Source organism: Microbacterium sp. Y-01, assembly GCF_003856715.1.
Classification (GTDB): Bacteria; Actinomycetota; Actinomycetes; order Actinomycetales; family Microbacteriaceae; genus Microbacterium; species Microbacterium algeriense.
The window spans coordinates 3134005-3152471 of sequence record NZ_CP024170.1 but is presented as its reverse complement, the minus strand read 5'-3'; the positions used below and the strand labels follow the sequence as shown (position 1 = coordinate 3152471).

The 18467-nt window shown below is 70.5% G+C and carries 19 protein-coding genes and 1 tRNA gene; 11 read left to right on the top strand and 9 right to left on the bottom strand.

Annotated features, from left to right (window positions below; genetic code table 11):
* Positions 1–5: 5 nt before the first annotated feature.
* Both CSX12_RS15150 and CSX12_RS15145 read left to right on the top strand, forming a co-directional pair.
* On the top strand, positions 6–878 hold the full coding sequence (locus CSX12_RS15150) for an N-acetylneuraminate synthase family protein (RefSeq protein ID WP_124896323.1): 873 nt from the start codon (positions 6–8) through the stop codon (positions 876–878).
* Positions 875–2266 (top strand): DUF6716 putative glycosyltransferase, encoded by a 1392-nt coding sequence (locus CSX12_RS15145; RefSeq protein ID WP_124896322.1) that lies wholly within the window; start codon positions 875–877, stop codon positions 2264–2266. The genes CSX12_RS15150 and CSX12_RS15145 overlap by 4 nt, the downstream gene beginning before the upstream one ends.
* 16 nt (positions 2267–2282) lie before the next feature.
* Here the strand turns inward: CSX12_RS15145 and CSX12_RS15140 are convergent, their stop codons facing one another.
* From CSX12_RS15140 to CSX12_RS15130, 3 genes are all read right to left on the bottom strand, one after another.
* Positions 2283–3110 carry an SDR family oxidoreductase gene (locus tag CSX12_RS15140; RefSeq protein WP_124896935.1) on the bottom strand — a complete coding sequence of 276 codons (828 nt, stop codon included), beginning with the start codon at positions 3108–3110 and terminating at the stop codon, positions 2283–2285.
* Positions 3111–3297: 187 nt separating this feature from the next.
* Entirely contained in the window at positions 3298–4077 is a 780-nt protein-coding gene (locus CSX12_RS15135) for an ABC transporter permease (protein WP_124896321.1), read from the bottom strand.
* Entirely contained in the window at positions 4074–5120 is a 1047-nt protein-coding gene (locus CSX12_RS15130; RefSeq protein ID WP_124896320.1) for an ATP-binding cassette domain-containing protein, read from the bottom strand. Before CSX12_RS15130 ends, CSX12_RS15135 begins: the two co-directional genes overlap by 4 nt.
* Positions 5121–5183: 63 nt before the next feature.
* Here CSX12_RS15130 and CSX12_RS15125 point away from each other — a divergent pair, with 63 nt between their 5' ends.
* From CSX12_RS15125 to arfB, 3 genes are all read left to right on the top strand, one after another.
* On the top strand, positions 5184–6170 hold the full coding sequence (locus CSX12_RS15125) for a WYL domain-containing protein (protein WP_124896319.1): 987 nt from the start codon (positions 5184–5186) through the stop codon (positions 6168–6170).
* An 86-nt stretch (positions 6171–6256) separates the two neighbouring features.
* A tRNA-Met gene (locus CSX12_RS18525) sits at positions 6257–6332 on the top strand.
* 69 nt (positions 6333–6401) lie between these two features.
* A complete protein-coding gene (arfB, locus tag CSX12_RS15120; protein ID WP_017201640.1) occupies positions 6402–6842 on the top strand; it encodes an alternative ribosome rescue aminoacyl-tRNA hydrolase ArfB in 441 nt (146 codons plus the stop codon).
* On the opposite strand, the gene CSX12_RS15115 is transcribed toward arfB, so the two are convergent.
* Positions 6808–7455 (bottom strand): TetR/AcrR family transcriptional regulator, encoded by a 648-nt coding sequence (locus CSX12_RS15115; RefSeq protein ID WP_124896318.1) that lies wholly within the window; start codon positions 7453–7455, stop codon positions 6808–6810. The two genes, arfB and CSX12_RS15115, sit on opposite strands and share 35 nt — an antisense overlap.
* Positions 7456–7526: 71 nt before the next feature.
* Here CSX12_RS15115 and tet(42) point away from each other — a divergent pair, with 71 nt between their 5' ends.
* Positions 7527–8813, top strand: coding sequence for a tetracycline efflux MFS transporter Tet(42) (tet(42), locus tag CSX12_RS15110; RefSeq protein WP_241160479.1), 1287 nt, complete (start codon positions 7527–7529; stop codon positions 8811–8813).
* A 3-nt stretch (positions 8814–8816) separates the two neighbouring features.
* Here tet(42) and CSX12_RS15105 read toward each other — a convergent pair whose 3' ends face one another.
* Positions 8817–9632 carry a nucleotidyltransferase domain-containing protein gene (locus CSX12_RS15105; RefSeq protein ID WP_241160478.1) on the bottom strand — a complete coding sequence of 272 codons (816 nt, stop codon included), beginning with the start codon at positions 9630–9632 and terminating at the stop codon, positions 8817–8819.
* Between the two features lie 130 nt (positions 9633–9762).
* Here CSX12_RS15105 and CSX12_RS15100 point away from each other — a divergent pair, with 130 nt between their 5' ends.
* Positions 9763–10002 carry a helix-turn-helix domain-containing protein gene (locus CSX12_RS15100; RefSeq protein ID WP_124896317.1) on the top strand — a complete coding sequence of 80 codons (240 nt, stop codon included), beginning with the start codon at positions 9763–9765 and terminating at the stop codon, positions 10000–10002.
* Positions 9999–11225 (top strand): HipA domain-containing protein, encoded by a 1227-nt coding sequence (locus tag CSX12_RS15095; RefSeq protein ID WP_124896316.1) that lies wholly within the window; start codon positions 9999–10001, stop codon positions 11223–11225. Before CSX12_RS15100 ends, CSX12_RS15095 begins: the two co-directional genes overlap by 4 nt.
* Positions 11226–11271: 46 nt before the next feature.
* Here the strand turns inward: CSX12_RS15095 and CSX12_RS15090 are convergent, their stop codons facing one another.
* The 4 genes from CSX12_RS15090 to CSX12_RS15075 form a co-directional block, all read right to left on the bottom strand.
* Positions 11272–13350, bottom strand: a complete 2079-nt coding sequence (locus CSX12_RS15090) for a DUF2156 domain-containing protein (RefSeq protein ID WP_124896315.1) — start codon at positions 13348–13350, stop codon at positions 11272–11274.
* 52 nt (positions 13351–13402) lie between these two features.
* Positions 13403–14215: a tyrosine-protein phosphatase gene (locus CSX12_RS15085; protein WP_124896314.1), complete on the bottom strand. Its 813-nt coding sequence runs from the start codon at positions 14213–14215 to the stop codon at positions 13403–13405.
* Between the two features lie 124 nt (positions 14216–14339).
* Positions 14340–14993: a thioredoxin domain-containing protein gene (locus tag CSX12_RS15080; RefSeq protein WP_124896313.1), complete on the bottom strand. Its 654-nt coding sequence runs from the start codon at positions 14991–14993 to the stop codon at positions 14340–14342.
* A 70-nt stretch (positions 14994–15063) separates the two neighbouring features.
* Positions 15064–15492, bottom strand: a complete 429-nt coding sequence (locus tag CSX12_RS15075; RefSeq protein ID WP_241160477.1) for a hypothetical protein — start codon at positions 15490–15492, stop codon at positions 15064–15066.
* Positions 15493–15567: 75 nt separating this feature from the next.
* Here CSX12_RS15075 and CSX12_RS15070 point away from each other — a divergent pair, with 75 nt between their 5' ends.
* From CSX12_RS15070 to CSX12_RS15060, 3 genes are read left to right on the top strand one after another with little or no spacing between them, the layout of a single operon-like run.
* Positions 15568–15918, top strand: coding sequence for a PLD nuclease N-terminal domain-containing protein (locus CSX12_RS15070; protein WP_017201630.1), 351 nt, complete (start codon positions 15568–15570; stop codon positions 15916–15918).
* A 14-nt stretch (positions 15919–15932) separates the two neighbouring features.
* Positions 15933–17582 (top strand): 2-succinyl-5-enolpyruvyl-6-hydroxy-3-cyclohexene-1-carboxylic-acid synthase, encoded by a 1650-nt coding sequence (menD, locus tag CSX12_RS15065; RefSeq protein WP_124896931.1) that lies wholly within the window; start codon positions 15933–15935, stop codon positions 17580–17582.
* Between the two features lie 16 nt (positions 17583–17598).
* Positions 17599–18441 carry a polyphosphate kinase 2 family protein gene (locus CSX12_RS15060; protein ID WP_124896312.1) on the top strand — a complete coding sequence of 281 codons (843 nt, stop codon included), beginning with the start codon at positions 17599–17601 and terminating at the stop codon, positions 18439–18441.
* Positions 18442–18467 lie beyond the last annotated feature (26 nt).

Genomic DNA, 18467 nt, shown 5'->3' with positions numbered 1-18467 from the left:
GAATCATGACTGTCAGCATCGGCTCACGAGTGATCGGCGGCGGCCGTCCGGCCTACGTCATCGCGGAGATCGGCCTGAACCACAACGGCGACGTCGACATCGCGAAGCGCCTGATCGACGTCGCCGCCCGCGCCGGTGCGGACGCCGTGAAGTTCCAGAAGCGCACCCCGGAGATCTCCACGCCCGAGCACATGCGCGATGTGCCGCGGGAGACGCCGTGGGGGCTCATGAGCTATCTCGAATACCGCCGGCGCGTGGAGTTCGGGCGCGCGGAATACATCGAGATCGGCGACCACGCCACGATGCGCGGACTCGACTGGTTCGCCTCGCCGTGGGATGTGCCCAGCGTCGAGTTCCTGGAGGATCTGAACGTCGTCGCCCACAAGGTCGCCTCGGCCAGCCTCACCGACACCGAGCTGCTGCTCGCCCTCCGCGAGACCGGCAAGCCCGTGATCCTGTCCACCGGGATGTCGACGATCGCGCAGATCGATCGCGCGCTCGACACGCTCGGCACTGATCGGGTCGTGCTGATGCACGCCACCTCCACGTACCCGCTCGAACCGGAAGAGGCGAACCTGCGCGTGATCGCGACCCTGCGCGACCGGTACCCCGGGATCCCGGTCGGATACTCCGGCCACGAGCGCGGACTGCAGATCTCGCTCGCCGCCGTGGCGATGGGCGCGGTCGCGGTCGAGCGCCACATCACGCTGGACCGCACGATGTGGGGCTCCGACCACGCCGCCTCGCTCGAGCCGACCGGACTGGAGCACCTGGTCCGCGACATCCGGGTGATCGAGCGCGCCGTCGGCGACGGGGTCAAGCGCGTCTTCGAGAGCGAGCAGGCCCCGATGGCGAAGCTCCGCCGCGTGCCCGCATGACCGATGCCGCCGGCATCCGGGTCGTCGCGGTCGCCGACGCCGACTCGTTCGTGAAGTGGGCGGCGTCGCTGCTGGGATCCATCCCCGGCCTGCGCCCCCACCTGCTCCTGGTGCGCACGCCGCTCACGGTCAGTGCAGCCCAGGAGCGCACAGCGCTCGCCGGAACGGGGATCGGCCAGGACGACGTCACCCGCATCGACTTCGCCGCAGCGACCGCGTGGTTGGACCGTCACCGCCCTGACGTGGTCCTGCTGGCGGGACGGGGTCCTTTCGTGCGTCTCCTCGGTCGCGTGATCGATGCCCTCCCACACCGGCCGGTCACCGTGTCCGGGCTCCCCGGCATGGCGATCCCCGCGCAGCGCGGGGCCCTCGACTACCGCAGGCACACCGACCTGCTGATCGTGCATTCGCATCGGGAGATGCGCGCGTTCGCCGAACTGGGGGAGCGGATCGGGGTGCGCACGCCCACGGCGCTCGCCACCCTGCCCTTCGCGCGGCGGCGCCAGCGGATGGTGTCCGCCGAACGGGTGCGCGTCGAAGCGACCGCGTCGGCGAGAAGCAGCGTCGCGATCGCCGAGCGTCCGTCACCGGCGGCGGCCCCCGTGCGACCGCCGGCCACCGACATCGTGTTCGCCGCGCAGGCCCTGGTGCCGGTCGCCAGGGAGGAGCGCGCGCGGATCGCGGCGATGCTCGTGCGGGCGGCGGAAGCGGATCCGGGACGACGCGTCGTGGTGAAGCTGCGATCGCGTCCAGGAGAGGCGGAGACGCACCTCGAGCGCGACCCCTACCCCGCCCTGCTTCCCCGTCGCCGCCCCGCGAACCTCGTCTTCTCCTACGTCTCCATGGCCACTGCCTTGGAGACCGCCGCCGGGCTGGTCACGGTGAGCTCCACCGCGGCGATCGAGGCCACGGCCCTCGGCGTGCCCGTGATCGCGCTCGACTCCTTCGGTGTGCGCAAGAGCCTGCTCAACACGGTCTTCGTGGGCAGTGGTCTCCTCGGCGGGCGCGACGAGGTCGTGGCAGGACGCTTCCGGCATCCGCACCCCGACTGGCTGCGCGACAACTACTTCCATCCGGAGAGCGATGCGACCTGGTGGGAGCGGGTGGAGCAGCTGGTCGCCTTGCGTCGCTCGGGGTCGCTCCCCGCCCGTCGTGTCCCCTCCCCGCGCGGGGGCGCGCTGCACGAGGCCTGGCATCGGGCGAGTGTGCTCGGTGCGGAGGACCGCACCGTGAGCGGGGCGCTGGCGCTCGCCGTCGGCACGCCGGTCACCCGGGCGCTGGCGGCCGTGCGCGGCCGGGGCGGGTCGTCGGAGGCGAGCACCTGGTCCGATGCTGCGACCGACTACACGCTCGAGCCGAACCCGTTCCACGACTCGATGCGACGGTGAGCAGACGGCGTCGCGGTCAGACCGTGCGCCAGTCGTGGCTCTCGATCGCCGCACCCGCCTGCGGTCCCATCTGCAGCATTCCTCCGTCGATCACGACGGACGCTCCCGAGATGTAGGCCGCCTCGGGCGAGGCGAGGAACGCGATCAGGGCGGCGACCTCGCGCGCGTCTCCTGGGCGTCCGAGCGGGATGCCCGGCCGGTCCTCCGCGTGCGGGTCGGTGTCGGTCTGCCCGGTCATCGGGGTCGCGATCTCGCCCGGTGCCACGCTCACCGCACTGATCCCGTACCGGCCGAGCTCGAGTGCGAGGTTCTTCATGAGCCCGCCCAGGCCGTGCTTGGCGGTGTCGTAGGCGCTGGCTCCCGCCATCGGCTGGTGCTCGTGCACGCTCGTGACGGAGATGAGCCGCCCGCCGCGACCCGCGGCGACCATGGCGCGCGCCGCCCGCTGCAGGCACACGAAGGCGCCGGTGAGGTCGGTGTCGAGCACACGGTTCCACTCGTCGAGCGTGACGTCGAGGAACGGCGTCTGCAGTCCGGCTCCGGCATTGTTGACGAAGACGTCCACCCCGCCGAGCTCCGCGATCAGACCGTCGATCACGTCGCCGCAGGCCGGGATGTCCGAGACATCGAGCCGCGTGACCACCGCCCTGGCGCCGTGGCTGCGTACCTCCTTGGCCGTCTCCTGCGCCCCGGCCTCGTCGGTGTGCCACGTGATGCCGACGTCGATGCCGGCGGCCGCCAGGGCCACGGCGGTCGCGCGGCCGATCCCGGAGTCGGCCCCGGTCACGATCGCCCGGCGTGCCTCGGCCTCGAGCCGGGCCTGCGGGTCGCCGGCCTCCGCCATCGGCGTCGGGGTCTTGTCGTTGTGCTGAGATTCGGACATGTCGGCCTCCTGCTCGGGCGTCATCGGTGCGAGCGACGCTACGGCGAGGGCCCGGAGCCGTCGAACCGGTTGACGTCGCGACGACGCCGCGCTAGCCGCACGGGTGCCCCCGCGACTCATGGCCGCGGGGTCACCTGTGCATCGGGACTCAGCTGCTGCGGCGGATCGCCCGCACCCCCACCACGAGGCCGACGACCGCGACCGCCAGGGCGGACACCCAGCCCCAGAGCACTGTGATGTCTGCGAGATCGCCCGCGAACAGGGCGCGCTCGGCCTGCACCACCCAGTTCACCGGGTTGACCGACGCGACGACCCGCATCCAGTCCGGCGCGGCGTCGAGGGGCAGCAGCATGCCCGACAGGATCAGCAGCGGGAAGATCAGCGACTGCTGCACCCCCCAGAACAGCCACTCGCGGTCCTTGGTCGCGAGCGCGAGGGAGTACGACAGGGAGCCCAGGCCCACACCGAACACGGCGAGCAGCGCCAGTCCGATGAGCAGCCCCGGGATGTCGGCCGCGAAGCCGAACGGCCAGGCGATCAGCACGATGATCAGCGCCTGCACGACGATCGGCGCGATCTCCTTCAGCGCGCGACCCACGAGCAGCGAGGAGCGGGCCAGCGGGGCCACCAGCGTGCGCTCGTGGGAGCCGGTCATCATCTCGTACTGCAGGTTCGACCCGGTCGAGCCGGTGCCGAACAGCACGATCATCACCAGGACGCCCGGGACGAACCAGGCCAACGTCTCCCCGGCCGGACGCCCGGAGTCGCCGATCAGCAGCGGAGCGAACAGGCCGAGGAAGACGAGCGGCTGCAGCAGACTGAAGATCAGGGTGAACGGATCGCGGAGCACGGGCTTGAGCTCGCGGCTCAGCACGTTCCTGGTGTCGCGCGCGAGGTTCGGGCGCACGAGGGTGTCGGTGGTGGTCATGAGCGGACTCCTGTCGTGCTGTCGTCGGAGGCGGCGGGCGCCGCTTCCAGGGCGGATGCCTCATCCGGGGCATCCGTACCCTCTCCGGCTTCGCGCAGGGTGCGGCCGGTGAGGGCGAGGAAGACGTCGTCCAGGGTGGGCGGCACCCCCGTCGCGCGGCGGACGAGGATGCCGGCGGCGTCGAGCTCACGCACGATCACCGGAAGCAGCCGATCGCCGTCCGGAACCGCGAGCGAGATGGCGGACCCGTCGATCGTGACCTCGGCCGTGCTGAGCCGGGCGACCACGGTGCGGGCGCGCTCCGCCTCGGCGGCATCGTCGAATCCGAAGGTCAGCACGTCGCCGGCGAGCGTCGCCTTCAGGGAAGCGGCGTCGTCATCCGCGATGATGCGTCCCCGGTCCATGACCATCACGCGCTCGGCGTAGCGATCGGCCTCCTCCAGGTAGTGCGTGGTGAGGAAGACCGTGGTGCCGTGCTGGGTGCGCAGGTCGAGGATGTGCTCCCACAGATTCGCCCTGCTCTGCGGGTCGAGTCCGGTGGAGGGCTCGTCGAGGAAGAGCAGCGGCGGGGCGTGCATGAGCCCGAGCGCGATGTCGAGCCGACGCTTCTGCCCGCCGCTGAGCTGCTGCACGGTCCGCGTCGCGAACGAGGTGAGGTCGAGCGACTCGATCAGCTCGTCCGCCCGCCGTGCGCTGTCGCGCTTGGACATCCCGTAGAAGGCGCCCTGGCTCAGCAGCTCGTCGCGCACGCGCTGCGAGAAGCTGCCGCTGGTGAGCTGTCCGACGTAGCCGATGCGCGCGCGCACGCCCGCCGCGTCGGCGTGGATGTCGTGACCGACCACCGTCGCGTGTCCCGACGTCGGTGGGATCAGGGTGGTCAGCATCCGCAGGGTGGTCGACTTGCCGGCGCCGTTCGGGCCGAGGAAGGCGACGAGCTCCCCGCGCACGGCGGTGAAGGAGACGTCGGTCACGGCGTGGACCGGCGTCTTCTTGACGGTGAAGACCTTGCTCAGGCCTTCGGTCTCGATGAGGGATTCGTTCATGGGAGCGAGCGTACGAACCCATGCGGACAGATCCTGTCCGCATTCTCTGGCACCCTGGGGCGCATGACCGACACCACCTCCCGCGCTCTGGCTCTGCTCAACCTGCTGCAGACGCACCGGCACTGGCCGGGGACCGAACTCGCCGCCCGGCTGGGGGTGACCGAGCGCACCGTGCGCCGCGATGTCGACCGGTTGCGGGAGCTGGGATACCGCGTGGAATCGACCCCTGGCGTCGCCGGGGGATATCGGCTGGAAGCGGGGAGCGCCGTCCCTCCGCTGCTGCTCGACGACGACGAGGCGGTGACCATGGCGATCGGACTGCGGGTCGCCGCCACCCAGCAGCTCGTCGGCGGACCCGAGGTCACCCTCACCGCGCTCGCCAAGCTGGAGCAGGTGCTGCCTGCGGTGCTGCGCCAGCGGGTCAACGCGCTCGCCGCATCCGTCCAGGCGCCGCGGATCGGTGAAGGCCCTGTGGTCTCGCCCGCGATCATCGGCGAAGTCGCCCTCGCCACCCGCGACACCGAGCGGCTGCGGCTCCGCTACATCGACGGCGCGGGGCGCGAGAGTGTGCGTCGCGTCGAGCCGCACGCCCTGGCACCGGCCGGCCGCAAGTGGTTCCTGCTGTGCTGGGACCTCGACCGGGAGGACTGGCGCACGTTCCGGGTCGACCGCGTCGTCGCGGTGGAGCACACGCGTGTGCTGTTCTCGCGACGGGACATCAGTGCGGAGGAGATCGAGGAGCGGGTGCTGGTCGCCTCGTCGTGGTCGCCGCAGAAGGTCGAAGCGGCAGCGGTGATGGAGCTGCCTCTCGCCGAGATGCAGGACGTCTTCGGTCCCTGGGGGCAGGGGGCGACACCCGTGGGCGAGGACCGCACACGGTGGCCGTTCGGCGGCTCCGACTGGCGCGAGGCGATGTACGCGCTGCTCTGGATCCCCGCAGGTGTCGAGTACACGGTGGCGCTGGCCGAACCGCATCGTTCCGAGCTGCGCGAGGCTGTGGCGCGACTGCTGCGCGCGCTCGACGCCCCGGACCCGGATGACGCCGGGTGACCGCCCTCGTCATCCGCCGACTCATGGTGTTATCCCAGGCAACGGTCCTGGCGGGTCGGATCACGGCCCGGTAACGTCGACCCCATCGCGGCGATCCGGGTGGTCCCGGGCCTCAGCTCATAACTGACGGCGTTGCGGGTTCGACTCCCGCCGTCGCGTCCACTCCCGCTCCCGTCCCCGGGTCCCGTGGCCGCGGCCGCGAGTCCGCTCCCGAGAGCGGATGATGGAGTCATGCCCTCTGCGTATCGTCCAGGACTGCGGGTCTCGGCGGGTCTCACGATCCCGGAGACCGAGCTGTCGTGGCGCTTCTCGCGCTCGTCCGGACCGGGAGGGCAGGGCGTGAACACGGCCGATTCGCGCGTGGAACTCGTCTGGGATGTGGCGAACTCCGCCGTGCTCTCACCGCATCAGCGCGAGAGGCTGCTCGACCGGCTGCACGGGCGCCTGACCGCGGGCGTGCTGACGATCGCGGCCTCCGAGCACCGAGCGCAGCTGCGCAACCGGGACGCCGCACGTGAGAGGCTCGTCGCCCTGGTGGCTGAAGCACTGCGTCCACCGGCACCGCCGCGCCGACCGACGAAGCCGAGTCGCGGATCGAAGGAGCGCCGGCTGCAGGCGAAGCAGCGTCGCACCGACGTCAAGAGTCTGCGGCGGCGTCCTCGCGAGGACTGACGCCGGCCGAGTCGTCGAGGTCGGCCTCGACCCGCGCCCAGCCGTTCTCGAGGATCGCGAACCCCGCTTCCAGCGTCGCGAAGGGATCGTCGCTCTCGTTGACGAGCAGCTGCATCTGCAGGATGAACCGCGCGTACACGCGGATCTCCGCCGTGGGCTCGTCGAGGCCCAGCTCGTCGGCGATCGCCTCCGACAGGGCGTCCTCGTGCCGGAGCCACATCTTCGCGGCGTAGTCGCGCAGCGCCGGGGTCTCGTTCAGGAAGCGCATGAAGGTGCGGGTGACCTCGTCGCCGTGCTCATCGACGTTCGCGCGCAGCTCCGTGACGTGGAAGTCGTGGATCGCCCGGTTGATGGTGCTTCCGAGCGGGCGGTCGCGGACGGCGGAGACGAGGCGGTCGCGCTGTTCGTCGTCCTCGTCGAAGACGAGGGCCTCTTTCTGCGGGAAGTGCGCGAACACGGTGGTCGGGGAGACGTCTGCGGCGTCGGCGACCTCGCGGATGCTGACGTCGTCGAAGCCGCGCTCGAGGAACAGGCGGGTCGCGACGTCGGAGATCGTCTTGCGGGTCGCGGCCTTCTTCCGCTCGCGCCGGCCGAGGGGCTGTGGGGTCGTCATGTCGAGCAGTCTACCGTGAACCGACTACAAAACTGGCTTGACACCAAAACTGGTATCACTACACTTTCGGTATGACTTCACCCAACCTCCTGACGCGCCGGGAACAGAACCGCGCGTGGATCATGCTCATCGTGCTGACGATGCTCACCGTCATCGGCATGACGGTCGTCCTTCCCGTCCTCCCGTTCGTCGTGCTGCAGTACGTCTCGCACGAGAGCGGCCTCGCCATCTGGGTCGGTGTGCTCGAGGCGGTCAACGGCCTCTGCGCCTTCCTCGCGGCTCCCTTCCTCGGACGGCTCTCCGACCGCTTCGGACGCCGCCCGGTCATCATCGTCGCCGCGTTCGGGGCGGCCCTGTCCATGGCGCTGTTCGGCGTCGGCGGAGCCCTCTGGATCCTCGTGCTCGCCCGGGTGATCCAGGGTCTGACCGCGGGAGACCTCCCCGCGCTCTTCGCCTATCTCGCCGACATCACTCCGCCGGAGAAGCGTGCGCAACGGTTCGGTCTCCTCGGCGCGCTCTCCGGCATCGGCACCATGATCGGCCCGGCTCTCGGAGGACTGCTCGCCGCCGTCAGCATCCAGCTCCCGGTGTTCCTGACCGCCGCCGTCGCCCTGACGATCGCTATCCTCAGCATCTTCCTGCTCCCGGAGAGTCTGAAGCCGGGCAACAGGATCGCCGCGATCACGCTGCGCGATGTGCAGCCCTTCGCCGTCTTCAAGGAGGCGTTCGGACGCAGGGAGCTGCGCGGGCTGATGATCGGATTCGCCCTGCTCGCCCTGCCGTTCGGCTTCTTCGTGAACAACTTCAGCGTGCTCGCCCTGGACTCGATCCAGTGGGGGCCGACGCAGATCGGACTCCTCACCGCCGCCGTGGGGATCATCGACATCCTCATCCAGGGCGTGCTGCTCGGCTTCCTGCTTCCGCGGATCGGGGAGCGCGGTGTGATCGTGAGCGGCATCGTGGCGCAGATGATCGGTCTCGCGGCGCTCGCCGTCGTGGCGTCGCTCTTCGCCCAGCCGTGGGTGTTCATCGTCGGCGCCCTCATGCTCGCAGCCGGCCAGGGCGCGTCGCAGGCCGCGATGGACGGGGCGATGTCGAACGCGGTCGGGGACGACGAGCAGGGCTGGCTCGGCGGGGCGACCCAGTCGCTGAACGCGGCGATGGGCACCGCCGCCCCGCTCATCGCCGGTGCGCTCTATGCGTTGGTCAGCCACGCCGCGCCGTACTGGCTCGGTGTCGCCCTCATGGTCGTCGCGGTGATCGTCGTCAGCCGGGCGCACATCGCGAACACCGCGAAGCGTCCGGCCGGCGAGACGACGGGCGACGCTCCCGCGGCACTCGTGGAGACGGCCGGCTGAGGTTCAGTTCGAGGGGGTTGCCGGGCGCGGCAGCCCCCTCAGCCGCGCGATCGACGCCAGCAACTGTTCCGGCGAGGTTCCGATGCTTCCGAGCACCGCCGCGGCTGTCGCGCTGAACCCCGCCGTGTCGATCGGGAGCCGTGCCACGTTCGGCACCAGTCCCTTCTCGTTCGTCACCCACTGGCCGGCGGCCGCGTGCCAGGTATGGGCGATCAGCATGGCCGTCGTGGTTCCGCACAGCGCCACGTAGGCGGCATCACCCGTCTTCGCGCCCTTCGTGGCTGCGTTCAGCAGGAAGTCGACCTGCCAGAGATCCTCGACGAACGCCGCGCGGAGGGCGTCGGGGTACGGATTCACACTGCGAGCCAGCGCGACGAGGATCCCGTCCGGGTCGCAGAGAGGCACGCCGGTCGCCACCTCACCCGCATAGGCGACGTCGAGGAAGCCGAGCGGGTGTCCCGGCTGGGAGTGGAAGGCGAACTCGCCACGGACGGCGCGGGCACACTGCTCCTCGACGCGGATCACGTCGCGGAGGATGAGGTCGACCGGTGCGCCGTCGACGATCAGCCAGGCCCCGCTGTCGACCCAGGGTCCCCATCCGCCGCGGTCGGCGATCTCAACGTCTTCACCGGTCCATCCGCTCGCCGCCTCCGCGATGGCGGTCAGGTCGACGTCGGCTTCCACGTACAGCCCCAGATCGATGTCGGAGTCGGGACGGTGCGTCCCGCGCGCGCGGCTGCCGCCCAACGCGACGGCTCGCACCCCGTCCACCCTGCCCAGGTCGTCGGCCATGGAGCGGAGGCGGTCTTCATCGAGCACGACACGATCGTACTCATGCGGATTTTCCGGTGCGGCCGCTACGGCTATCCGGAAATCGACATACCGTTGCGTTATCCGGAAAACGTAATAGCCTGGGACTATCCGGAAAACGTAATAGGAGGGAGCTCCCGTGACCGACCAGAGGATGAAGATTCGCGCGCCCGGCGACATCGGTCTCGTCATCCAGCAGGCGAGGCTCGCTCAGGGCGTGTCTCAGACGGCACTCGCCGAGAGTCTCGGGATGTCGCAGCGTGCGGTCAGCGAGATCGAGTCGGGAACGCCGACGATCTACATGCGGAAGATCTTCGATCTCCTCCGAGCGACCGGTGTGCAGCTCTCGGCGCAGTGGGAAGACGATGATGCCGCATGAAGCTCGCCGTCGAACTGTACGACACAGTGATCGGACACCTGGAGGGTCCGGATGCCCGAAGTTTCGACTTCGTCGGAGCGAGGGAAGCGACCGAGGTCTTCGGCATGAACAGTCGCGTGCTGTCCGTCGCGATCCCCCTCGTCCGCGTGCTCCCGCGCCATCTGGCGGGGAGGAGGCGGAACTGGTTCGGCGAGTTGCTTCCCGAGGGGGACCAACTCGCCTACATGCTCGCTCAGAGCGGGATCAGACGAGGTGACACTCCGGCATTCCTGGCGCGGTATGGACGCGATGTCGCAGGAGCAGTGCAGATCTGGGATGTCGAAGATCCGAGTGAACCGAGAAGGCCGGGACTCCGTGTCCTGGACGCGCGCGGCGTCCGCGACCTTCTGGAGCATCCTTTGCGCGACCCGCTCGCGAACGCCCCGGGGGTGGGGAAGTCCTCGCTCGGTGGCGTTCAGCCCAAGATCGTGTTGGCGCGCGCGGGCGAAGAGTGGAACCAGGTGGTCGGAGGGTACCCGTCAACGCATATCCTCAAGCCTCAGCTGGAGAAAAAGCCGACCGTCATCTTCGACGAGGAGTACGGGTCGCGGCTGGCTCGCGGTCTCGGCCTTGCGCGGTTCGATACTCATATCGAGGAATTCGACGGCCTTCCGGCCCTTGTGATCGAGCGATTCGATCGGACGGGGGGACAGCGTGTCCACCAGGAGGACTTCAGCCAAGCACTGGGTGCTTCGGGGAATCAGAAGTATCAGGAGATCGGCGGTGTGGTGAGCCTGGAGCGCGTCGCACAGACCCTTCGCAGCGTCGCCGGTGCAGAAGACATCCACGCGCTCGCGCGCATGACGACGCTCGGGCTCGCGATCGGCAATCTCGACATGCACACGAAGAATCTCGGCCTGCTGCATCCGCCATCTGGAGATGTATCGCTCGCGCCTGCGTACGACGTGGTGCCGATGGCACACCACATCGATACCGACGGGAAGGTGGCGTTGGCGGTCAACAAGAAGTACCGCCATGCCGACCTCACCGCCGAGGATCTCATCACCGAACTGCGTGTGTGGGGGGTGCGGCGTCCTGAGGCGTTGGTGCGGACCATGCTGGAAGAACTGCAGTCGTTGGTGCAGAGCCAGGCCCCGCTGGCGGGTGCGCACCCCGGCCTTCAGGATGAGATCCTCCGCTTCGTCGGCAACCTGCTCGACGGTCGCGCTGCAGGAGCTCGCTGACGGGCGCACTGACGGTGCCGCGCGTTCGGTGAGGATCCCGCCGGCGTCAGTCCGTCCCGCCGCCGCGGACGAGCTCGAGGCCGGCGCCGGCGAACTGTCGCAGGGTCGCATCGGGCAGGAAGGCCCGGGTGAGCGCACCGCCGATCCGCGTGAGGTCGCTCTCGTCACGGAACAGCAGGTACATGGTCTCGTAGCGGGGGTGGAACTTCTGCTTGAACCGGTGCAGCGAGCCGAAGCCGTACACCGGTTCCAGCGCATCGGCGAGCCGGTCGCTGAGCGCCGCGATCATCCCCGCGTCCGGGGGATAGTCGTGGGCGAGCGGGGCTCCGGAGAGCGACATGAGCTGCGCGCCCTCGTCGGAGAACTGCTTCGCGGATGAACCGATCAGGAACTCCATCACGGGACCGAACCCGCCCTCGCGCCGCCGCATGAGGTCGAGGGTCCAGCCGCGGATGACGCCGCCGGGGCCGTGGACGGGCAGCCACGACAGGAAGCCGTCGACGTCGCCGTTGGGAGCGATCGCGAGGGCGAGGCGGACCTCCGGATCCTCCGCCTCCTCCAGCGTCCCGAGCGTGAAGCGCATCTCGGGGAGGTCCTTGTCGCCGACCCAGGCTTCGGAGATCGCGCGGAGCTGCTGCTGCACACCCCAGGACTCCTTCTTCAGCTGCGTGAGGCGGAAGGTCATCTCCTCACGGCCCGCCCGGTTGAGCGAGGTGCGCACCGGACCCCAGCGCTTGCCCGTGAACTCGAGACCGGGCAGGTCGACGATCGTGTCGTCGGCCACGACGAGGCTGCGCCACGTGGACGGGACGGCGGCGCGCGTGTCCTCGTCGGCACTGAAGAAGCACGGCACGAGGCCGGCGAGCTCGGCGGCGTGGATGAAGTCGGCGACGGCCTCCGGGCGAGCCTGTGCCGGGCCGATCGGGTCGGCGAGCGCGAGGGCGACCCCGTTGCGGCGCTGATAGGCGACGATGCCTCCGGAGACCCTGGCGTAGCTGTTGCCCTCCCAGGTGGTCATCCACGAGAGGGTGCCGCCGCCGTGGGTGCGCAGTTCCTGCTTCATGTCGTCGACGGTCGGAGGCGGCTGGATGCCGAGCCGGGACCGCCGTCTGGCGCGGAACGCACGGCGCACCCACACCAGGTACACGAGCATGATGATCCAGAGGAAGCCGTTCGCGAGGGCGAGCTCGGTGTCGCCGTCCCAGCGGACCTCGACCTGGGCCTGGCTGAACACCGTGATGAGGATCAGCACGAGGGCGGCCACGACCACGTTGAACGCCCCGAGCAGGATCGCCAGCACCCACGACCACCGCCGTCCGCGGCGCAGGCCGTTCACGAGGACGAGGATCACGACCACGTCGATCGCCAGGTCGATGAATCCGCCGGAGACGGGGTCGGTCGGACCGAACGGCCCGTCCGTCGGCACGAGGGTCGTGATGATCTCGACCGCGCCGAGGACGAGGATCGCCATCACCGCGATGAGCCGCTGCTCTCTGACCGTGGTGTGCCGCACCCGCAGCGAGCGGTCGACGACGAGGATCAGCAGCACCGCGAGCAGGTGCTCGAGGTCGGCGACCTTGCCCCAGAAGAGCATCGCCACGAAGACGAACCCCAGGAGGATGAGCCAGCCGCGCACCCGCCAGGGCGGACGGAAGAGGCCGACCGCGGCGGCGATGCAGGCCATCGTCCCGCCGGATGCGCCGACGTCGAGGGCCTGCGCCTGCTCGGTCGCCCAGGCCCAGGGGAACTGCGACAGCAGGAGCAGCAGCAGGGCGGTCGCGAAGATCGCGAAGAGCTGTCCGATCCCGTAGTACGCGAGCGCGACGCGGGTGCCCCGGCGGAACTCCAGGAACGCCATGCCCCAGAACCCCGCGATCGTGAAGAGGTACACCCAGGGCTCGTTGACGAAGAAGGTGCCGGTGAGCGGCGTCCACCAGCGGCCGTCGGCGAGGTTGGGCAGGCCGTACGCGACCGTGGGGAACAGCTCCGAATCCTCGAAGGGCTTCCACAATCCTTGCCAGATGACCCCCACGACGAGGATCAGGCCCACCATGGTGAGGGTGGCGGGGATCCGCGCGGCGACGGCGACGACGGGGTGGGGCGACGCGGCGTGCTCCTCGGTCATGCGCTCAGCGTAGCGAGGGGTGCTGTCACCGCGGGAGGGATTCGCGGGCGGATCAGGCGTCTTCGCCGCGCAGCACCCGGCGCAGCTCGGCGATCTCCTCGTCCGTCAGGCCGCCGTGGCGCAGGTATCCGGCGACGTCGCCGTGATGCGTGGCGATCCAGTCCATCGCGGTCTCGATCGCCGATGCCGGGGCCTTGGTCGCGAGGGTGTCCAGCTCCGGGGTGAGCGGGATGCCGAGGGCGGTGATGAGGCCGGTGAGCGCTTCCGCGAAGCCGCGCGCGAGGTTGGTCTCCGTCTGGGTGTAATCCGCGACGACGGCGTCCCGGGGAACCTCAGCGAGCAGGAGGAGGAGCGCCGAGGCGAGGCCGGTGCGGTCCTTGCCCGCAGTGCAGTGGATGAGGACGCCGGGACGATCGGTGCGGGAGGCCGCCAGCACGGTGCGGGCGATGGTCGCGAACTGCGCGGAACTCCCCTCCAGGATCGCGACGTACAGGTCCTCCAGCGTCGGCACGTGCTGCAGCAGCTCCGCCACCTGGGTCACCGACATCCCGGAGCGCCCCGCGGCGGGCATCATCCGCTTTACCATCTCGTCCATCGCGCCGCCCTGCATGGGGAGCTCGAGCAGCGTCACGCTGCCGTCCTCGGGAAGACGGTCCGCCGAGCGGGCGCGCTCCGCGTCGGTGCGCAGGTCGATCACGGTGCCGATGCCGAGGCTGGCCAGGGCGCGTCGTCCGTCGTGGGTCAGGGCGCCGAGCGCGTCCGAGCGGAACAGGAGCCCGGAGGCGAGCTGCCCGCCGCCGGAGATCGGGAGCCCGCCGAGCCCGCGCGCGTTGTGCGTCACCTGCAGAACCGAAGTCACATCCATCGTCGTCCGAGCCCTCTCCCTGGTCGTGGTCTCAGCGTATCGACGACTCCGTCGCGTCTCGGGCCGGACGACGAGACCCCCTCCTGGTGATGTTCCGCCAGGAGGGGCTCTCGACTCGAGGGTCTCAGCCGTTCACGGCCTTCTCGATCGCCTCCTCCAGGTCGTCCCACTCCTGCAGCACGACCTGCTCGCCGTCGACGAAGAACGTCGGGGTGCTGCTCACCTGCAGCCGGTCGCCGTCGCTCTTGTCCGCCTGCACGCGCTGCGCGGTGGCGGGGTCGGCGACCGCGGCGTCGTAGGCGGCCATGTCGAGCCCCAGCTCCTCGGCGAACGCCCGGAACACCTCGGGGGTCTCCTCCGACTCCTCGCCCCACTGCGCCTGGGTCTCGAACAGCCGGTGGTACATGTCCTCGAAGCGATCCTGCCCGGCGGCGGCTTCTGCGGCGATGGCGGCCTGCGTGGAGTTGACGTGTCCCGGCAGGGGGAAGTACCGCACGACATAGGTGATGTCTCCGGCGTACTTCTCGCGGAGCTCTTCGACCACCGGATAGAAGGCGCCGCACGCTTCGCACTCGAAGTCGAGGAACTCCACGACGGTCACCGCGTCCTCCCCGCCCTCGTCGAGCACATGCGAGTCGGTGCGGACGGTCTGCTGCGGCTCTCCGCTCTCGGCCGGAGGGGCGGAGCTCCGCTGCGAGAGGGCGAACACGATCCCGGCGATCAGCAGGACGATGGCGACGGCGATGGCGATCAGGGTCGCCTTGACAGAGGTTTTCATGGGGTCTCCAGACACAGGGGTACGACGAGGGATGGATGCCGCCGGGACGGCTCGATGCGCGCGTCGCGGGTCAGGTGCGGGAGATGGAGAGCTGCGTGAGGGTGAGCGCGGGGACGAGGAGCAGAGGACCGGCGCGGGGCGGTGCCACCGTGCGCGGTGCGCGTGCGCCGAGAGGGCGGGACCGCCGCCCGGCGAGCCGTCGGAACAGGAGGGCGAGCGCGACGCAGCACAGCGCCGCGATCACGCACAGACCCGCGTCCGAGGAGAGGACGTCGATCACGCTCGCATCCGCCGCGGCGTCCGGGCCCGAAGCGGCGACCGCCGGATCGGAGACACCGGCCGCGAGGCACAGCGTGGCGTGCACGTCGGCGGTGCCGTGCGAGGTGGACCAGGCGCCGACGACGAGGAGGAGCGCGAGGCCGACGGCGGTGATCATCCGGGCGATCAGCCGCCGCTCGTCCCGCGCTCGCGGCATCCGTTCCGGCGATGTGGGCAGCATTTCCCGCGCAGTCTAGCAACGGCGCCTCTGCCCCTCCCGGGGCCCGTGCGTCCCGGACGTGCCTACACTGGAGGGGTGGCGAGACTACTGATCATCGGCGGCTTCCTCGCCGCCGTGTTCTGGGTGTACAGCATCGTCGACTGCGCCGTGCAGCCGGCGACGCGGCACCGGGGTGTGTCCAAGACCGCCTGGATCTTCATCGTGGTGCTCCTGCCCGTCATCGGCGGCATCCTCTGGTTCGTGATCGGCCGTCGGCGCGCGAACGATTCGGGTGTGCGTCCCGTCATCGCCCCCGACGACGACCCCGCCTTCCTCCGCAGCATCAGCAAGACCGAGCAGGACGCCCGCATCCGCCGCCTCGAGGAGGAGCTCGCCCGTCTCGATGAGGAGAGCGACGAGCCTCCGGCCACGGACCAGCGCCCGTGACCTCGTCGCCGGCGATGGATGCCGCGGCGTCCCTGATCGCCGACCTCGTCGCCCAGGGTGTGCGCGACCTCGTGCTCTCTCCCGGTTCCCGGTCGCAGGCGCTCGCGCTCGCCGCGGTGCGTTTCGCAGAAGAGGGTCCGGTGCGGGTCCACGTCCGCATCGATGAGCGCGTCGCCGGTTTCACGGCGCTCGGGATCGCCCGCGAGACCGGTGTGCCCGCTGCCGTCATCTGCACGTCGGGCACGGCCGTCGCCAATCTGCTGCCCGCCGTGATGGAGGCGTTCCACTCCGGCGTTCCGCTGCTCCTGCTCACCGCCGACCGTCCTCCGGAGCTGCGCGGCGTCGGAGCCAACCAGGCGACCATCCAGGACGGGCTCTTCCACCCCTGGGTGCGCGATCAGCTCGACGCGCCCGTGCCGGGGGACGGCGACTGGTCCGGTCTCGCCGAGCGCGCCGTCGCCGCGGCGATGGGCGCCCGTGCGGGGGAGCACGCACGGCCCGGGGTCGCCGGTCCCGTGCACCTGAACCTGCCGTCGCGGGAGCCGCTCTCCGGCGAGCTGCCATCCGTCGCGGTCACGCCGGGCGAGGCGCCCCGCCGCATCGCCGGCGAACCGTGGGTACTCGCGCGCGGACCGCGCACGGTCGTGGTCGCCGGTGCCGACGCCGGACCGGATGCCGAGGAGCTCGCGCATGCGGGCGGCTGGCCCCTGATCGCGGAGATCGTGAGCGGTGCGCGATTCGGTCGCCAGCTCGTCCACGGCTATCGCCGCCTGCTCCGCCGCGATGACCTCGGCGGGCGCATCGAGCGCGTCGTGGTGCTCGGCCACCCCACGCTCAGCCGTGAGGTCGCGGCGCTGCTGTCGCGGACGGATGTCGAGGTCGTCGCGCGCCACCGCGGCGGCGAGCAGCTCGACCTCAACCACCGCACGCGCGGTGTCGAGGCGGTCTCCGTCGCACCCGGTGCCGTCGACCGCGACTGGCTCGGGGCGTGGCTCCAGGCCTCGGCGGCCGAGGTCGTCGACCTGAGCGAGAACGCCCCGGACCCGGAGGGTCTCGCATCCACCGACTTCGCCGCCAGGCGGGAGGCCGTGCGGGCCGAGCTCGACGCGGTCCGCCGCCCGCTCGACAGGGAGCTCCTCGTCGATGCCGTCTGGCGCGCCACCTGGCCGCACGACCGGCTGGTCTTCGGGTCGTCCCGGCTGGTCCGGGTCGCCGACCAGGTGCTCGGCGGAAAGAAGGTCCCCGTGCACGCCAATCGCGGCCTCGCCGGCATCGACGGCACGATCGCCACCGCGACAGGCATCGCCCTCGCCAGCCAGGCGGCCGGCGCCCCCGGCGTGACCCGTGTGCTGCTCGGCGATCTGGCGTTCCTGCACGACGTCGGCGCGCTGCTGCTGCCGCCGGACGAGACCGAGCCGCGGCTGCAGGTGATCGTCGGCAACGACGGCGGTGGCACGATCTTCGACGCGCTCGAGGTCGCCGCCTCCGCGCGACCGGCCGACCTGGATCGGGCTTTCTACACGCCGCACAACGTCCGCATCGAGCATCTCGCCCTGGCCTACGGCTGGGAGTACCAGCGCGTCACCACCCGCACGGCGCTGGATCAGGCGCTGACCTCGCCGCGCGGCGGCCGTCAGATCATCGAGGTCCCGCTGCCGCGCTGACTGGCAGGATGTGCGTATGAACGCGCACACCTGGACGCAGACGCTCCGCGTCGGCAGCGGTTTCCGCCTCGCCGACCTCGACCCGGACAGCAAGCCGGGATACGACCACGGCAAGTCCCAGGGGCAGGCCGACCTCGCGGCAGGACTCGACGACCTCAACGGGCTGCAGGAACGGCTGTTCGCCGAGAGTCGCGTCGGCACGGCGAAGGACTCCGTGCTGCTGGTGCTGCAGGCCATGGACTCCGCCGGAAAGGGCGGCATCGTGCGCCATGTGGTGGGCGGGGTCGACCCGCAGGGCGTGGCGCTCGCGGCCTTCAAGGCCCCGACGGCCGAGGAGCGCGAGCATGACTTCCTGTGGCGCGTCGAGAAGCGGCTCCCGGAGCCCGGGTTCATCGGCGTGTTCGACCGTTCGCACTATGAGGACGTGCTGATCGGCCGGGTCAGGCAGCTCGCCCCGCCGGAGGAGATCGAGCGCCGCTACGACGCGATCAACGAGTTCGAGGCCCGGGTGGCCGCATCCGGGACGCGCATCATCAAGGTGATGCTGCACATCTCCCCGGAGGAGCAGAAGGAGCGCCTCATGGAGCGCCTGGAGCGGCCGGACAAGTATTGGAAGTACAACCCCGGCGATGTGGACGAGCGGATGCTGTGGCCGCAGTACATGCAGGCGTACCAGACGGTGTTCGACCGCACCTCGACCGAAGCGGCGCCCTGGTACGTGATCCCGGCGAACGCCAAGTGGTACGCGCGCCTCGCGGTGCAGGAGCTGCTGCTCGCCGCTCTGGAGGACATCGACCCGCAGTGGCCCGGCGCGGACTTCGACGTCGAGGCCGAGAAGAAGCGGCTCGCCGCCAGCTGACCCTGCCCCGTCCCGGTACGCCCGTC

Bases quoted from the DNA above. Each gene is read 5' to 3' on its own strand.
- CSX12_RS15150 (WP_124896323.1), top strand. From the start codon at position 6: ATGACTGTCAGCATCGGCTCACGAGTGATCGGCGGCGGCCGTCCGGCC.
- CSX12_RS15145 (WP_124896322.1), top strand. From the start codon at position 875: ATGACCGATGCCGCCGGCATCCGGGTCGTCGCGGTCGCCGACGCCGAC.
- CSX12_RS15140 (WP_124896935.1), bottom strand. From the start codon at position 3,110: ATGGCGGAGGCCGGCGACCCGCAGGCCCGGCTCGAGGCCGAGGCACGC.
- CSX12_RS15135 (WP_124896321.1), bottom strand. From the start codon at position 4,077: ATGACCACCACCGACACCCTCGTGCGCCCGAACCTCGCGCGCGACACC.
- CSX12_RS15130 (WP_124896320.1), bottom strand. From the start codon at position 5,120: ATGAACGAATCCCTCATCGAGACCGAAGGCCTGAGCAAGGTCTTCACC.
- CSX12_RS15125 (WP_124896319.1), top strand. From the start codon at position 5,184: ATGACCGACACCACCTCCCGCGCTCTGGCTCTGCTCAACCTGCTGCAG.
- arfB (WP_017201640.1), top strand. From the start codon at position 6,402: ATGCCCTCTGCGTATCGTCCAGGACTGCGGGTCTCGGCGGGTCTCACG.
- CSX12_RS15115 (WP_124896318.1), bottom strand. From the start codon at position 7,455: ATGACGACCCCACAGCCCCTCGGCCGGCGCGAGCGGAAGAAGGCCGCG.
- CSX12_RS15095 (WP_124896316.1), top strand. From the start codon at position 9,999: ATGAAGCTCGCCGTCGAACTGTACGACACAGTGATCGGACACCTGGAG.
- CSX12_RS15090 (WP_124896315.1), bottom strand. From the start codon at position 13,350: ATGACCGAGGAGCACGCCGCGTCGCCCCACCCCGTCGTCGCCGTCGCC.
- CSX12_RS15085 (WP_124896314.1), bottom strand. From the start codon at position 14,215: ATGGATGTGACTTCGGTTCTGCAGGTGACGCACAACGCGCGCGGGCTC.
- CSX12_RS15080 (WP_124896313.1), bottom strand. From the start codon at position 14,993: ATGAAAACCTCTGTCAAGGCGACCCTGATCGCCATCGCCGTCGCCATC.
- CSX12_RS15075 (WP_241160477.1), bottom strand. From the start codon at position 15,492: ATGCTGCCCACATCGCCGGAACGGATGCCGCGAGCGCGGGACGAGCGG.
- menD (WP_124896931.1), top strand. From the start codon at position 15,933: ATGGATGCCGCGGCGTCCCTGATCGCCGACCTCGTCGCCCAGGGTGTG.
- CSX12_RS15060 (WP_124896312.1), top strand. From the start codon at position 17,599: ATGAACGCGCACACCTGGACGCAGACGCTCCGCGTCGGCAGCGGTTTC.